General features: G+C 59.9%; 12 protein-coding genes. 8 read left to right on the top strand and 4 right to left on the bottom strand.

Features of this window, described 5'->3' with window-relative positions:
• The first annotated feature begins 90 nt into the window (after positions 1-90).
• The 5 genes from QDY28_RS13275 to QDY28_RS13255 all read left to right on the top strand — a co-directional run bounded on the left by QDY28_RS13275 (position 91) and on the right by QDY28_RS13255 (position 6,025).
• Positions 91-1,287 (top strand): MFS transporter, encoded by a 1,197-nt coding sequence (locus tag QDY28_RS13275; protein ID WP_331382146.1) that lies wholly within the window; start codon positions 91-93, stop codon positions 1,285-1,287.
• A 350-nt stretch (positions 1,288-1,637) separates the two neighbouring features.
• On the top strand, positions 1,638-4,661 hold the full coding sequence (locus QDY28_RS13270) for an alpha-mannosidase (RefSeq protein WP_331382145.1): 3,024 nt from the start codon (positions 1,638-1,640) through the stop codon (positions 4,659-4,661).
• 68 nt (positions 4,662-4,729) lie between these two features.
• Positions 4,730-4,882, top strand: coding sequence for a hypothetical protein (locus QDY28_RS13265; RefSeq protein ID WP_331382144.1), 153 nt, complete (start codon positions 4,730-4,732; stop codon positions 4,880-4,882).
• A gap of 94 nt (positions 4,883-4,976) precedes the next feature.
• Positions 4,977-5,606 (top strand): arginase family protein, encoded by a 630-nt coding sequence (locus tag QDY28_RS13260; RefSeq protein ID WP_331382143.1) that lies wholly within the window; start codon positions 4,977-4,979, stop codon positions 5,604-5,606.
• A gap of 206 nt (positions 5,607-5,812) precedes the next feature.
• Positions 5,813-6,025, top strand: a complete 213-nt coding sequence (locus QDY28_RS13255) for a hypothetical protein (protein WP_331382142.1) — start codon at positions 5,813-5,815, stop codon at positions 6,023-6,025.
• Positions 6,026-6,164: 139 nt separating this feature from the next.
• Here QDY28_RS13255 and QDY28_RS13250 read toward each other — a convergent pair whose 3' ends face one another.
• Positions 6,165-7,076: a dihydrodipicolinate synthase family protein gene (locus QDY28_RS13250; RefSeq protein WP_331382141.1), complete on the bottom strand. Its 912-nt coding sequence runs from the start codon at positions 7,074-7,076 to the stop codon at positions 6,165-6,167.
• A 152-nt stretch (positions 7,077-7,228) separates the two neighbouring features.
• Between QDY28_RS13250 and QDY28_RS13245 the strand changes: the two genes are divergently transcribed.
• The 3 genes from QDY28_RS13245 (at position 7,229) to QDY28_RS13235 (ending at position 10,976) form a co-directional block, all read left to right on the top strand.
• Positions 7,229-7,933 carry a GntR family transcriptional regulator gene (locus QDY28_RS13245; RefSeq protein ID WP_331382140.1) on the top strand — a complete coding sequence of 235 codons (705 nt, stop codon included), beginning with the start codon at positions 7,229-7,231 and terminating at the stop codon, positions 7,931-7,933.
• Between the two features lie 97 nt (positions 7,934-8,030).
• Positions 8,031-9,173, top strand: coding sequence for a M24 family metallopeptidase (locus tag QDY28_RS13240; RefSeq protein WP_331382139.1), 1,143 nt, complete (start codon positions 8,031-8,033; stop codon positions 9,171-9,173).
• A gap of 144 nt (positions 9,174-9,317) precedes the next feature.
• Positions 9,318-10,976, top strand: coding sequence for a PAS domain S-box protein (locus QDY28_RS13235; protein ID WP_442967510.1), 1,659 nt, complete (start codon positions 9,318-9,320; stop codon positions 10,974-10,976).
• Between the two features lie 53 nt (positions 10,977-11,029).
• Here the strand turns inward: QDY28_RS13235 and QDY28_RS13230 are convergent, their stop codons facing one another.
• The 3 genes from QDY28_RS13230 to QDY28_RS13220 form a co-directional block, all read right to left on the bottom strand.
• Positions 11,030-11,743: a DUF899 family protein gene (locus QDY28_RS13230; RefSeq protein WP_331382138.1), complete on the bottom strand. Its 714-nt coding sequence runs from the start codon at positions 11,741-11,743 to the stop codon at positions 11,030-11,032.
• Between the two features lie 132 nt (positions 11,744-11,875).
• Complete coding sequence (locus QDY28_RS13225) at positions 11,876-12,508, bottom strand: J domain-containing protein (RefSeq protein ID WP_331382137.1); 633 nt, start codon at positions 12,506-12,508, stop codon at positions 11,876-11,878.
• A 200-nt stretch (positions 12,509-12,708) separates the two neighbouring features.
• Positions 12,709-14,829, bottom strand: a complete 2,121-nt coding sequence (locus QDY28_RS13220; protein WP_331382136.1) for a putative bifunctional diguanylate cyclase/phosphodiesterase — start codon at positions 14,827-14,829, stop codon at positions 12,709-12,711.
• Positions 14,830-15,139: the final 310 nt, after the last annotated feature.

Raw genomic sequence — 15,139 nt, 5'->3', positions numbered from 1 at the left:
AACACGAAAGAAGGTCACCTGCAAGCCGTGTAAAAGGCTGATCAAACGGCATGGCCGAAAAGAATCGGCCGGCGCAGGAAGGAATCCTCAATGGTTGCGGCATTTTCGGGCGCGCAAGCCCGATTTGAGAAGACGACAATTTCCATCGTCGTGGCGGTCAGTGTCTGCCATCTTCTGAACGACATCATGCAATCGCTGCTGACGTCGCTCTACCCGATGTTCCGGGAGAATTACGCGCTCGATTTCGTCCAGATCGGTCTGTTGACGATGACGTTTCAGATTACGGCGTCGCTGCTGCAGCCGGTCGTCGGTATCGTCACCGACAAATGGCCCATGCCTTATTCCCTGCCGGTCGGCATGGTCAGCACCTTTTCAGGGCTGGTGCTGCTCGGTTATGCCGGTAGCTTCGGTATGCTGATGGTCGCGGCGAGTCTCATCGGCTTTGGGTCCGCCGTGTTCCATCCGGAAGCCTCGCGCGTTGCGCGGCTGGCATCCGGCGGACGCCATGGCCTGGCGCAGTCGCTCTTTCAGCTCGGCGGCAATGCCGGCTCTGCCATCGGGCCGCTGATCGCTGCTTTCTTCGTGCTCCAGCACGGCCAGTCGAGCGTTGCCTGGCTTGCGGTTCTGGCGGTAATCGGCTTCATCGTCCTGAGCTGGGTCGGCACCTGGTATGTCAGCCATCGCCGCCAGCATGCCGCGCGTCCGGCTCCCAGCCGCGCCTTGCCGATAGCGCGCAACAAGGCCGTCTGGGCGCTCGCGATCCTCATCCTGCTGACGGCAACGAAGAACGTGTATATGGCGAGCATATCCAGCTATTTCACCTTCTATGTCATCGATAAGTTCCATCTCGACGTTCGCGATGCGCAATTGATGCTGTTTCTTTTCCTTGGCTCGGTTGCGGTCGGAACGATCATGGGCGGTCCGGTCGGGGACCGTTTCGGAGCGCGCTTCGTGATATGGTTCTCGATCCTCGGCGTCATTCCCTTCGCGCTGATGATGCCCTATGCGAACCTGTTCTGGACCTGCGTCCTGACAGTGGTGATCGGGCTGGTGTTTGCTTCGGCCTTCCCGGCCATCGTCGTCTTCGCGCAGGAGCTGATTCCCGGCCGCGTCGGGCTGATCGGCGGCATCTTCTTCGGCTTCGCCTTCGGGGCCGGCGGACTTGGTGCGGCGTTCCTCGGCGATTTTGCCGATACGCACGGCATCTCCTTCGTCTATACGGTCTGCTCGTATCTGCCGCTCCTCGGCCTGTTCACGATCTTCTTGCCGCGCATACCAAGACATTGAAGAATAGCGGCGGGGTTGTTTACTGCCCCGCCGCCCAAACGCCTCGTCGCGTCGCTTGTTGCGAAGCGGCAAGCCCAAAAAATTGCTGCCATTTTGAGACTGGTCATCGGCCTGTTCTTCGCCGTAATCTATGCGCGCTTCACGCAGGAGGAGGAGACCGTCGAGTGAGCACAGGCATCAACGTCCCGGCCAAGGAATGTTTTTCCGGCGGCCTTGCCCTCCTACTTTTGCCGGTCGTGCTCGCCTGATGACGTCAAACCGTCATCATTCTTCTTGCTTTGCTATGCCTCATTCTCGACGCCACGACCGCCAATCCGGTCCGGCCTGACATCAACCATGTAGGACATGCCATGCTCACCATTGCCCAGCGCCTAGACCGCTTAAAGGTACGCACTACAGAGCTCAGCCATTGGCGCGAGCGCGCTGTCGCTGCGATCGATCATTGGACGTTCGAGGGGGAGGATATCGCCATTGGCGAGGCCTGGCCGCATCGTAAAGGCGTGGTGCATTTCGCCTCGCAAGCGAAGGTGCCTGGCGACTGGCCTTTGGAGGAAACCCGCCTCCAGCTTGACCTCGGTGGTGAAACCCTGATCACGCTCGCTTATGAAGGAGGCGAAAGCGAGAGCTTCGGCCTCGATCCCTACCATCAGGAATTCCCACTCAAGAGCCGCAATCTCTCGATCACCACGGACAGCGTTGCGCGCTTCCCGTTCGGCGAACCGAACCGCCAGCCGAAGTTAAACCGGGCGCGGCTCGCCTGGCTGGATATTCCCGTGCACCGGCTGCACCTTTTGTTGCGGCAGTTAGGCGAGGCGATCGAAGCGCTTGGTGATCACGATGTGGTACCGCATCTGCTCGATGCCGCCGAGACAGCGCTGCGCAGCCTGGACTGGCCTTCCGCCACGGCTTCTTATGTGTCCCGTACGGCGAACGCGGAATGGCAACAAAAGATCTGGGAATTGCCCGAACTGGTCGAAAACCCGCCGGGTCTCACCGAGGATGAGCGCGCGACCGTTGCTGCTGCCTATGACGGCCTGGTTGCCTGCCTGAAGGCTCTGCAGGAACGTTATCCGCAAAACGGCGAATTGCTGCTGACCGGCCACGCCCATATCGATCTTGCCTGGCTTTGGCCCTACGACGAGACGCGCCGCAAGATGCGCCGGACCTTCCATACGGCGCTGTCCTTGATGGATCGCTCGCCCGACTTCCGCTTCAACCAGTCGACGGCTCATTATTGTGCGCAGATGGAGGCTGACGATCCGCAACTGTTCGCGCGCATTAGGGAAAAGGTAGCCGATGGCTCCTGGGAAGTGATCGGCGGCATGTGGGTCGAGCCGGACACCAACATGCCGACGGGAGAAAGCCTGGTGCGGCAGATCCTTTACGGCCAGCGCTATTTCGAAAAGACTTTCGGCGCCCGTCACACGGTCTGCTGGCTGCCGGATTGCTTCGGCTTTTCCGGCGCCTTGCCGCAGTTGCTGCGCCAGGGCGGCATCGAGAGTTTCTTCACCATCAAGGTCAATTGGAGCGAGACCAACCGGTTCCCTTACGATCTCTTCTGGTGGGAGGGTCTGGATGGCAGCCGGGTGCTCGCGCATACCTTCGACAATCCGATGCAGGGCTATAACGGCTTTGTCCAGCCGGATTGCCTCATGCCGACCTGGAAGAACTTCCGAGCAAAAACCCTGCACGATAGCTCACTGCTTGCGGTTGGCTACGGCGATGGCGGCGGCGGCGTGACGCCGGAAATGGTCGAGCGGGAAGTGCAGTTACGCGATTTCCCCGCCATTCCGAGGGCGCGTTGGGGCAAGGTCGCCGATTTCTTTGAAAGCGCCCATCGAACCGCCAAGGAAAAACGCCTTCCGACCTGGTCGGGCGAAATCTATCTCGAACTGCATCGCGCGACCCTGACCAGCCAGAGCGGCGTCAAGCGGCTGCATCGCAGAGCGGAGCGGGCGCTGATCACGGCGGAAACCCTGGCATCGATCGCCCATATGATCGGGGGCGCCGCGCCACAGAGCCTGGAAGCCGACTGGCGCGTAACCTTGAAGAACGAGTTTCACGATATTCTGCCGGGATCGAGCATCAACGAGGTCTATCAGGACGCCGAGCGCGAACTTTCCGGCGTGATCGATCACGCCAAGGTCGCTCAAAAGGACGCTATGGATGCCATCGTCTCGGTCTTGCCGAAGGGCGGCATTGCGGACGCTCTCGTCGTCGTCAATCCGTCGCTGGATGCCCGGCCGTTGCGTGCGGTTCTCGCTGACGGCACGGTCCTTTCGACCGGCGATATAGTTTCGCCGCTTGGCATTCACGTCTTCGACCGCGCCGCATTGAAGCCGGCCGGCGGTTTGCGCGCGGAAGCGAACCGGCTGGAAAATGAGCATCTCGCGGTTACCATCGGTGCGGATGGGGCTGTGCAGAGCCTCGTATACAAGGCGACCGGCCGTGAGGCTTTGGCAGGATCCGGCAATCAGCTCTGGGTCTATCCGGTCGACAAGCCACGCAATTGGGACGCCTGGGACATCGACGCCGATTATCCGGAAAAGGGTATCCGTCTGGACAAGCCGGAAAGCATCGAGCTCGTCGAAAACAATCCGGATCGGGCCGCGATAAAGGTCGTCCATCGCTATCGCAACTCCAGCATCGTGCAGCACTATGTGCTGACGGCCAATGCGCGGCGGCTGGACGTCGAGACTGAAATCGACTGGCATGATCGCCGCACTCTGCTGCGGTCGCTAAGCCCGGTCGCGACGCGGGCACGCAATGCGACGTTCGAATGCGCCTATGGCGTCGTCAGCCGTCCGACGCACACCAACACGAGCTGGGATGCCGCGATGTTCGAGGCGGTCGCCCACCGCTTCATCGATCTCAGTGAGCCGGATTTCGGCGTCGCTTTGCTCAACGACGCGAAATATGGCCATAGCGCCCGCGGCAACGTCCTCGGCATCAGCCTGGTGCGCGGACCCATCTATCCCGATCCGATGGCGGATGAGGGCGTGCAACGCTTCACCTACGCATTGCTGCCGCACAGCGGCGAATGGCATTCCGGTGGCGTGCGCGAGGAGGCCGACGACTTGAACCAGCCGCTGATCATCAGGGCGGCTACCAATCTCGCGGAGGCGACGCTAACGCCAATTGCGGTAACCGGCACGCCGGTCGCGCTTTCGGCCATCAAGCCGGCTGAGGATGGGGATGGTCTTGTGCTGCGCGTTTACGAACCGGTCGGCCGGCGCGGCGGACTTTCCGTCACGCCGACAAAGGGCTGGGCCATCAGCGAGGCCGTCAATCTGATGGAAGAGCCAGCCCAACGCGCCGCCGGTCCGGACATCCTGCCGTTCGAAGTCAGAAGCTGGAAGATGACGCGGACGTGAGGGCTGCGCCGACCTGTCGGGTAGAATAAAGAGCAGCCGGCGCTCCGCGACAAAGCTCGGAGAGACAAATGGGTACGAAAACGCTACGTCTGCAGATCCCCCAATGGCAGGGTGGAAACCTGGAGGGCTATCATTTCGGGGCGCAATTGCTGGCTTGGCTTGCCCCGGCTGCGTCGGGGTGTGTCGTTACCGGTCGAAGTGCCGGAACCGGACGGTACTGAACTTCCTCTCGAAGACGGCATTGTCGCAAGGAGCGCACTGCTGCGGCAATTGGATGCGGCAAGCCAGATTCTGAGGTAGGAAGCGCCCGACAAGGTGGTCGTTCTAGGCGGCGATTGCCTGGTTGATCTCGCCCCGTTCGCATACCTCAATGAGCGGTACGAAGGCGATCTGGCGGTGCTGTGGGTCGATGCGCATCCCGATGTGATCACCCCGCAGCACTTCGCACACGCGCATGCGATGGTTCTGGGCAATCTGCTGGGAGAGGGCGATCCGGATTTTGCAAAGAGGGTCGCCCGTCCAATCAAGCCCGAAAAGGTGATGTATGCAGGTCTCTACGATATGTCCCCTGTGGAATGGGAGATCGTTGAAAGGCTTGGACTCAGCATGGCGACACCATCTCAACTGATCGACTCCAGCCAGCCGGTGGTCGAATGGCTTCGTTCGACGGGAGCCCGGCACGTTGCCATCCATTTCGATCTTGATGTCAACGACTCCCTCCAGTTTCGCTCCCTCAACTTCACAATGCCGAACGCACCTGCAGATGCGTTCGCGGGCGTTCTACGGGGTAGAATGACCATTGCCCAAGTGGTCCGGCTCTTGAATGACGTAGCCGAGCAGGTGGACGTGGTAGGGCTAGGAATCACCGAACATCTGCCATGGGATGCGATCGCCGTCAGAGACATGCTGAGGGCGCTTCCGCTGATCGGCGAAGGTCGGGCCTGAAAGAGCTGTTTGTTCCCTCCTGTCCTTTGCCGAACACCTATTCGCACCCCCTTGCAGGAAGCCTCGTCCTCGGACTATCGTCCGGGCCGTAACTGCTTCAAGGGGCTGTTGGGGAGTGGGTTGGATCAGTTTGCCGCAGGCGTCCGATCCGTCGTAATTCCTCCCTAATTTCTCTTCTATGTGGCGAAGCGGAAAAGAGGTGAGCGATGGTCAAATTTATTCATCGGAACATGGCGCTTTTGCTGGCGTTGGTCATGACTGCGCTCGCCATAGCCGGATACAACACGATTTCCCTGCTGGTGAGACATCACCATGCCGCGCTGCACGACATTCGTCACGCCATCTCCGTGCTTGTTCTCTTCGGGATCTTTTATCTTATCGTGCGCTATATTCAGGCTTTACCGGAAGAAGCTGACTAGAATTCTGCAGAAGCCAAAATGATAATGCCGCACCACGAGACTGAAGGACGATCTCGTGGTCCAAGGCTTTTCTCTGCGACAGGGCTAAACTGCGACAGCCGGCAACCGCATGCGATTGCCGGCCTAAGCGCATTTGCGATCAGGCCGCCCGACGAGCCTTCGAGGGGCGTGTGGCGGCTGCCTTCTCCACCATGGTAGTGACTTCGGCGCGGCGTGCGCCGGACAGCGGGAGACGCGGCATGCGAACGCGCTCGGAGCCGCGGCCCATGATTTGTTCGGCAAGCTTGATCGATTGGACGAGATCATGCTCGGCATCCAGATGCAGAAGCGGCATGAACCAGCGATAGATGCGGCGGGCCTCTTCCCAGTCGCCGCGCTCGGCAGCGGCAACAAGCTCTACGGATTCCTGCGGGAAGGCGCTGGTGAGGCCGGAAACCCAGCCCTTGGCACCGAGCATAAGCCCTTCGAGCGCAACGTCGTCAAGACCGGCGAAGATGTCGAAGCGGTCGCCGAAGGCATTGATGAGGTCGGTGAAGCGGCGCGGATCCGGCGCGCTTTCCTTGACGGCCTTGATGTTCGGCACTTCGGCGAGGGCCTGCAGCACATCGGCGCCGATGTTGACGCGATAGGCCGGCGGGTTGTTGTAGAGCATGATCGGCAACGAGGTCGCTTCCGCCACGGCGCGGAAATGCGCGATCAGCTCCTCCGGCTTCGGAACATAGACCATTGCAGGCAGGACCATCAGGCCATCGGCGCCGAGTTTCTCGGCGTCGCGCGCATAGGCGACGGCGCGGCGCGTATCGAATTCGGAAACGCCGGTGACGACCGGCACGCGGCCGTTCACAACCTCGACGGCGGCCTTCAGGATCGTGCGCTTCTCATCCGGGTCCAGCGAATTGTTTTCGCCGCAGGTTCCCATGACGATGAGACCGTTGACGCCGTCGTTAACGAGCGCGTCCTGAACCCGCTGTGTCGCAGCGAGATCCACAGAAAGATCCTCGTTGAATTGTGTCGTTACGGCGGGGAATACGCCCTTCCATCCTGTCGTCATTTTGGATCCTCGATTGAAAGAGCTTGCGTTATATACAAATTGTCGACAAGACTCAAGCAAGGATCGTCGAACGGCAAATATGGATCGATGGCCCGCTGTTGCTGAAAATTGGCAGAACGAAATAATAAGACATTTCCCAAGAAGGATATCGGATGCGCGATGAGACGGAGAATGTGCGGGTGCGGGGCTCGGGCACGCAGAGCGTCTATGCCGCCCTGCGTCGGGAAATCCTGTCGATGGCGCTGGAGCCGGGAAGCCCGCTCGACGAAGTCCGCCTTTCCGAACGTTTCAAGATGTCGAGAACACCGATCCGCGAGGCGCTGCTTCGGCTTGCCGCCGAGGGGCTGGTGACGACGCTGCCCAACCGCAACACCATCGTCGCAATGATCGATTTTGCCAGCCTGCCCACCTATTTCGAGGCGCTCACCTTGATGTACCGCGTGACGACGCGCGGGGCTGCGGGACGGAAGGATGCGGAAATCATGCAGCGCGTGCGCGCCCGGCAGAAGGAATTCGCCGATGCAGTGGCTGCCCGCGATGCTTTCGGCATGATCGAGGCGAACCGTGAATTCCATGTCGCCATCGCCGAACTTGCCGGCAATTCCTATTACACCACATTCTTTGCACGATTGCTGGACGAAGGGCGGCGCATTCTACGTCTTTATTATTCGACCTTCGACGATCGCCTGCCGCGCCAATACGTGGACGAGCACGAGGAGATGATCGCCGCGATCGAGGCGGGCGATGTCGAGCGCGCCGACCGGTTGGCGATCGATCATGCCGCGCAGATCGTGCGCCAAATCCAGGAATACATCGCCCGCGACCTCGAGCGTTCGCTTGCGATCGAGATCACATGAGGCATTCCCTATCGAGAGCCGACAACCGCATTAATATCGATTCAACAGCCGGCATCCGTCGCATAAGAGCCGCGCGCAACAGGAATTGGAAAGCAAGATGACATGGTCGCATCCCGTCCCCCGCATCACCGATGACGAGAGGCAGCTCCGGCTGGCACGCCTCAGAGAGGCGCTGGAGGCGAACGGAATTGCCGGCATGCTGCTCGGTTCGACGGAAAGCCTTCGCTATTTCACCGGTCTCGTCTGGCATCCGAGCGAACGATTCCTTGGCGCGCTCGTCACACCAGCCGCACTTTATTATATCGTTCCGGGTTTCGAACGCAGCCGGGTGGAGACACTGCCGCATCTGCCTGGCGAGATCGTGGTGTGGGAGGAAGAAGAGAACAGCGTCGCGCTCGTATCACGTCTGCTGGGTGACACCGGCGCGCTCGCACTCGACGACGAACTGCCGCTTTTCTTCTACCATAGGCTCGCCGCCGAGTTCGGCGTCGACAGATTGAAGGATGGCGGCCAGATCATCCGCAGCCTGCGGCGCATTAAATCTCCAGCCGAAATCGCCCTCATTCAATACGCCATGAACCTGACGCTCGATATCCAGAAACAGGCCCATGCGTTGATGAAGCCAGGTATCAGGGCTTCGGAGGTCGTCGACTTCATCGACCGTCGGCATCGACAGGTCGGGGCAGATGGCGGCTCGACCTTCTGTATCGTTTCCTTCGGGCCGGCCACTTCTTTGCCGCACGGCGCCGACGGCGACCAGATACTTGCGGCAGGCGACGTGGTGCTTGTCGATACCGGCTGCCAGATCGACGGCTATCATTCCGATCTCACCCGGACCTATGTGCTCGAAAGCGGCAACCGTGAATTCGAAGCGGCTTGGGCGATCGAACGGGAAGCCCAGCAAGCAGTCTTCGATGCGGCGAAGCTCGGCGCACCCTGTTCGAGCCTTGACGATACAGCGCGCCGGGTGCTTTCAAAACATACTCTTGGCCCGGATTACCGCCTGCCTGGACTGCCCCACCGCGCCGGCCACGGCCTCGGGCTGCAGATTCACGAGGAGCCCTATATCGTGCGCGGCAACAGAACGCCGCTTGCCGTCGGCATGTGCTTCTCCAACGAGCCTATGATCGTCTTTCCAGACAAATTCGGTATTCGATTGGAAGACCATATCTACATGACGGCGGATGGGCCGCATTGGTTCACCAATTCCGCCAAAGGACCCGCCGAGCCGTTTTCTTAGGTTCACGGGGCCGCATTCGGTAAGCCGGCGCATACAACACACCGTCATCGCCTGCGCTTCTTACAACTTTCGATTAGAAGTCCGCGCGCCTGCGGAACCAAATGCGTGTTTCCGTAGTTTACGGGAGCGTCTCGAAGACCGGGAATGGGATCAGTGAAAGCATGGTTCGCATATTGGATGCATTTGGTCGACGATGCAGTCAGAAGTGCGGAGGGCGGCTTGTTGGGATTTGAAAAGATTACGCGCGATTTTTCTGGGCGAAAAAAGGTCGAAAGTGAGCTCAAGCGGAGTGAGGAGCAGTTTCGCATCCTCGTTCAAGGCGTCGCAGATTACGCCATCTATATGCTCGATCCCCAAGGCTATGTCTCCAGTTGGAACCTTGGTGCGCAGCGCATCAAGGGCTACACGCAGCAAGAAATCCTCGGCCAACATTTTTCCCGCTTCTATACGGAGGAAGACCGCGCGACGAAGCTTCCCTGGAATGCGCTCGATATCGCCGCCAAAGAGGGCCGGTTCGAACACGAAGGCTGGAGAGTGCGAAAGGACGGATCCCGCTTCTGGGCAAGCGTTGTCCTCGATGCTCTTCGCGACGATGATGGATCGCTGCTCGGGTTTGCGAAGGTCACTCGCGATATCACCGAGAAGAAAGAGGCCCAGCGCAAGCTGGAGCAGGTGCGGGAAGAGCTGTTCCAGGCGCAAAAGATGGAAGCCGTCGGCCAATTGACGGGGGGGATGGCCCACGACTTCAACAATTTATTGATGGCCGTTCTCGGGAGCCTGGAAATCGTGCGCAAACGGATCGCTGACAATCCCGATATCACTCCATTGATCGACAACGCCATTCAAGGCGCACAGCGCGGTGCAGCGCTGACGCAGCGCATGCTTGCCTTCTCACGGCGTCAGGAGCTCAAGATCGAGCCGCTCGACGTGCTTGAACTCGTTCGCAATATGACCGGCCTGCTGCAGCGCACGATAGATCCGTCGATGATGATCGAAACGCACTTTCCCCTCAGTCTCCCGAGGGTGACATCCGATCAGAACCAGCTTGAAAACGCTCTTTTGAATCTCGTCGTGAATGCGCGGGACGCTATGCCAAAGGGCGGATTGCTGGTCATTGCCGCCGAACTTCGCAAAATTGCCGGGGATGAGACGGACGGACCAAAAGCGGGGTCCTATGTGTGCCTCTCCGTCATGGACGAGGGTGAGGGAATGGACGATGCCACGCTCGCCAATGCGACCACACCGTTCTTCACCACCAAGGGCGTCGGCAAGGGAACCGGCCTCGGGCTGCCGATGGTCGAAGGATTGATGGCGCAGTCTGGAGGCAAGCTGATCCTGAAATCGCGCAGGGGCGAGGGGACGACTGCCGAGCTCTGGCTTCCCGTCGCGGGGGAATGGGAGATAAAGAAAGAGGAGCCGATGGAAGCATCGCCTGCAAACGGAGGCTTGTTCAATATTCTGGCGGTGGATGACGATGCGCTCGTTCTGATGAATACGGCCATCATGTTGGAGGATCTCGGCCATACCGTGCTGCAGGCGCATTCAGGAGAAGAGGCGCTGAAGCTGCTGGAAGATCGCAACGACATCCATATCGTCATCACCGATCACGCCATGCCCAGGATGACGGGTTCTCAGCTCGCTTCGGCGATCGCCGAGCGGCTGCCGGGTTTGCCGGTCGTCCTTGCCACCGGCTATGCCGAACTTCCGGCAGGCAGCAACAACGATCTGCTGCGCCTACCGAAGCCATTCAATCAGAGTCAGCTTGCCGCCGTGATTGCCAAAGCCCTCCCGAGGCTCCGGTGACCGGCGTTATGACTGCGGTCGGCGAGGCATAGGCATCGCCGGGCCAGGTCCGCTCACGCGTGTCCGTAGGTAAGCTTCGGATACCAGTCCCTTGCCCGTCCCTCGGGCGTCATGTCGAGGATCGTCCAGAGGGGCATAAGATCTGGGGCGCCGCGTGGATCCTGGCCGGGATCGGCGGTTACCGGACCCATTTCCTCGCTCCAGAAGTGCCGGATCGTTCCATCTCTGCGGGTAAAGACATTGACGGCGGCGTTGTCGTTGCCATTGGCCCCGAGCGCACGATAATCGCGGCTATATTCTCCGGTCGAGTCTGAATAGAGCGGCAAATTCTGCCAGCGGCGCTCTGTCCTGAAGTCAAGCAGCCTTTCGATTGGGGACCGAGCCACCACGGCAATGGCCATTCGCTGTTCTATATCAAGTATTTCGCCCTCGATCGCCGATAGAAACGAGGTGCACATGGGGCAGGGCCGCGCGCGTTCCGGGCCGAATATATAGCTGTAGATCAGCAGGGTTTCCTTGTCGTCGAACAAATCCTCAAAGCCGACCGGACCGTCAGGGCTGATGAATTGGTAACGCTTCTTCACCATGCCGCCCGGCGGCAATGCGCGCCGTTGCGCGGCGACTCGCTCTATATGGCGACGAAGTTCGATTTCCTCCGCCAGCAGGGCGTTTCGTGCCTGCCGGTATTCACTGCTCTCGTTGGGAAACCTGGCACCGTTTCTCTGCGCCAGTTCTGCCGCGGGCGTATATCCATCTTCGTTGATCATGATGTCCTCCCTGTGCGATCCGTGGGCCGATACTTAGTCGTATGGCACTCTCGGAATTCGACTCAACGCCGGAGAAAACCCGATTGCCGATCGAAAGTTCCAGCAGTCGGCAGGACATTGGATCGATGGAAATCACTGAGCGGCGGAGCGGACCCTGGCGGTGTCATCCCATTCGATATCCGATGGTTCCTCGTTCTCGAGCATCGGCGCGTCCATGACATAAAGATAGCCGTCGAGCATGTCGCAGGCGCGCTCGGTGGCATCGATCTTTGCCTCTGTTTCGCTGATTGCGGTCGCAATCGCCTTGATGCGGGCACGCAGCATATGGCCGACGACATCCTTGCCGGGGCGCTTTCCCAAGCGATCCAGATGAAGGCGGATGCGGTCGGAATGGCGCTCCAGTTCGCTTTTGCTGAAGTGTGCCTTGCGGATTTCTTCCAAGAGGCTGGCGCGCATGTGGGCGACCGGATCGAAGGTCCCGGGTTCGCGCTCGTCCAGAACCATATCGGTGATGAGCTTCTCGATCGCGACCAGCGCCTGCAAATCGACGGAGTCGGTCAGTTCGACGTCATAGCCGGTATCGTCAAACAGCTTGCGGCGCACCGGGTCCAGAAGTAGCTCGTAGGCCTTCTGTAGTTGTCCGAAGGCATCGACGTCGCCGCCGGAATCCGGATGCGCCGACTTCGCCCGCTTGCGGTAGGCGGTCTTGATCTGCTCGTCGCTCGCATCGCGTCCAATGCCGAGAATGTCGTATGGATCGGTCACTCCAACTCCTGCTGCCGCTCAGCCCCGTCCCGAAGCTCTTATGCCGTCGATGATGTCGGCAGAGCACGGGCCCGCCGAAGGACGGTTCTTATCCGTCCCGTTTCTTCTTTATCATCACCTAGGCAGAGTTTGGACAAAAACTGTGATGGCGCGACGCAGAAACGTCCCTCCTGTTGAAAGCCGCAGGATTTTGGAGGATTTTAAGCCTGTTCCCGCATGACGCGCGTCATCTCTTCGGCCGGGATGGGTCTGCTGAAAAGATATCCTTGAATCGCGTGGCATCCGGCCCGCGACAGAAAGCGGGCCTGCTCTTCCGTCTCCACGCCTTCCGCAATCACATCGAGTTCCAGCGATCGTGCAAGCGAGACGATCGCGGATGTGATCGCCATGTCATCGGCGTCATCCGGAATATCGGCGATAAATGACCGGTCGATCTTAAGGCGCGACAATGGAAAGCGTTTCAACGTGCTAAGGCTGGAATAGCCCGTACCGAAATCGTCGATGGCGAGACTGACGCCGAGCGCGTTGAGTTCGTGCATTTTCATGATCGCCCCCTGCACGTCGCGCATCAGAAGGCTCTCGGTGACCTCGATTTCCAGCCACTGCGGATCAAGACCACTCTCGGCAAGGGCCGCGGCCACCTGTCGGGTCATGCCCTGTTCCTGGAACTGCCGCGCCGACATATTGACGCCAATCTTCACCGGCGCCAGCCCTTGCTCCTGCCATTTTTTCGCTTGGCCGCAGGCCTTGCGCAGGACAGCCTCTCCGATCGGAACGATGAGGCCGGACTCTTCGGCGAGCGGAATGAAGTCGCCGGGGAAGACGAGCCCGTCGGTTGGATGATTCCAGCGCACAAGCGCCTCCACGCCGATAATTTCGCCGGAGCTCATGTCTTTTTGCGGCTGGAAGTGCAGGACGAATTCATCGCGTTCGACGGCACGCCTAAGTTCTTCCGAACGTCCGAGTTTCTGTCGTGCACTCTCCGCCATTGCCGGATCGAACACCTGGATACTGTTCCGGCCGTTCTCTTTGGCGCGATACATCGCCATGTCCGCGTTGGCGAACAGTTCCGTGGCCGTCTTGCCATGCACGGCAAAGCAGGCCATTCCGATGCTACACGTGAGCTGCAGGTCCATTCCAGCCAAACTCAGCGGCCGTGCGACGGCCTCGCGAATGCGCGCCAGCCACGAGACGAAGTCTTCGTCGGTCTGCTCGAGCGCCAGAATGAACTCGTCGCCACCGATGCGCGATATCATATCGCCCGGTCCGATCTCCGCGGAGATCCGTTTCGCGACGATCTTCAGCAACTCGTCGCCGGCGGCATGCCCGAGGCTGTCGTTCACGAGCTTGAAGTTGTCGATGTCGAGGAATACGACCGCGACTTGCCGCGATGTTCTGTTCGCTCGCCGCAGCATATCATCGAGCTTCCGGTCAAGCAGCGTACGGTTCGGCAATCCGGTCAGGGCATCGTGCTCGGCAAGAAAGGTGATGCGCTCAGCGTCATAGTGACGGTCGATGGCAATGCCGACCGTTTGTGCAACCCCCGTCAGGAAGTCCCACACGCTCGCTTCATGGCTGGAGGATACTTTGACGGCAAGCGCGCCGTGCTGTCCGCCGTCGCCAGACGAGATAGAAAAGCGGCGCCATGCTACCGGATTGTCGAGGATTTCCGCTGGCAAGATCGAAGCGGCGCGTGCAGATGGCGATGCTGCCGCAATGCAAAACTCCTGGGCGCGTTCATTGTGCAAGAGTACAGCCGCGGCGGTACCCGGGAGGACTTCTTCGAGCAGGTCGGCGACGTCGTTGAGGAACGGGTCGAGCCGTATTCCCTTCGCGACCGCCTTGAGAAGCTGCGCCTGGGCTTTCATCAGGCTTTCCCCGCGTTTGCGCGCCGTGATGTCCCGCGACGCGCCAACGACGCCGATCACCTTTCCGGTCTTGTCCCTGAGAGGAACGCGCGACATCATCAACCAGCCGTTGCCTCGGAGACGGCGCTCCTCGAATCCGAGATCGGGTTCGCCGCTCTCCATGACGTGTCGTTCGATGGCAGCTATGGCCTCAGCCGCCGCGGAAGGATGAATGTCGTAATCAGTCAGGCCGACCATATCCTCGACGCGCTCAAGCCCATTGTTCAAGACGATGGCCCTGTTGGCGAATAGGAAGCGGCCTTCCAAATCCTTTGCATAGATATAATCGGGCACATGGTTGATCATGGCTTCGAGCCAGTCGTAACGCTCGGCGAGACTGGGCTCCTGGGATTGCGGAAGCGCCTCCGTCAACCGCTCCTGCGCAACCGGCTCCTCAGCTGGTGCCGCCCTCACAACCTGTTCTCCAACTGCCGCCTTGCGCATGTTTCCCTCACAATCCACGCTATGCCACAGTGTGAGCAAATCGTTATGTATCAGTGAAAGGCGGGTTGTGCGAGTGGGAGCAGGTCAGCCTTCTGTGGCGACATCGTGAATCAGTGGTTGACGACAATGCTGTCGGTCAGAATTCCCGTCCCTCGCAATAAGTTGCGAATGCCGCCGCGCCGTCGCCGTGGATGCGATGTTTTGGGGATCGCGGGTGCTATCACCTCAAGCAGACATGCCTGCGCCTCGCCTCCAATGATGGAGACGAGGCGCTCTTGCC

Origin of the sequence: Rhizobium sp. BR 362, from assembly GCF_036528765.1 — a bacterium.
Lineage (GTDB): Bacteria > Pseudomonadota > Alphaproteobacteria > Rhizobiales > Rhizobiaceae > Rhizobium.
This window is presented reverse-complemented; position numbering and strand designations above follow the sequence as displayed.

Bases quoted from the DNA above. Each gene is read 5' to 3' on its own strand.
- QDY28_RS13275 (WP_331382146.1), top strand. From the start codon at position 91: ATGGTTGCGGCATTTTCGGGCGCGCAAGCCCGATTTGAGAAGACGACA.
- QDY28_RS13270 (WP_331382145.1), top strand. From the start codon at position 1,638: ATGCTCACCATTGCCCAGCGCCTAGACCGCTTAAAGGTACGCACTACA.
- QDY28_RS13265 (WP_331382144.1), top strand. From the start codon at position 4,730: ATGGGTACGAAAACGCTACGTCTGCAGATCCCCCAATGGCAGGGTGGA.
- QDY28_RS13255 (WP_331382142.1), top strand. From the start codon at position 5,813: ATGGTCAAATTTATTCATCGGAACATGGCGCTTTTGCTGGCGTTGGTC.
- QDY28_RS13250 (WP_331382141.1), bottom strand. From the start codon at position 7,076: ATGACGACAGGATGGAAGGGCGTATTCCCCGCCGTAACGACACAATTC.
- QDY28_RS13245 (WP_331382140.1), top strand. From the start codon at position 7,229: ATGCGCGATGAGACGGAGAATGTGCGGGTGCGGGGCTCGGGCACGCAG.
- QDY28_RS13240 (WP_331382139.1), top strand. From the start codon at position 8,031: ATGACATGGTCGCATCCCGTCCCCCGCATCACCGATGACGAGAGGCAG.
- QDY28_RS13235 (WP_442967510.1), top strand. From the start codon at position 9,318: ATGGGATCAGTGAAAGCATGGTTCGCATATTGGATGCATTTGGTCGAC.
- QDY28_RS13230 (WP_331382138.1), bottom strand. From the start codon at position 11,743: ATGATCAACGAAGATGGATATACGCCCGCGGCAGAACTGGCGCAGAGA.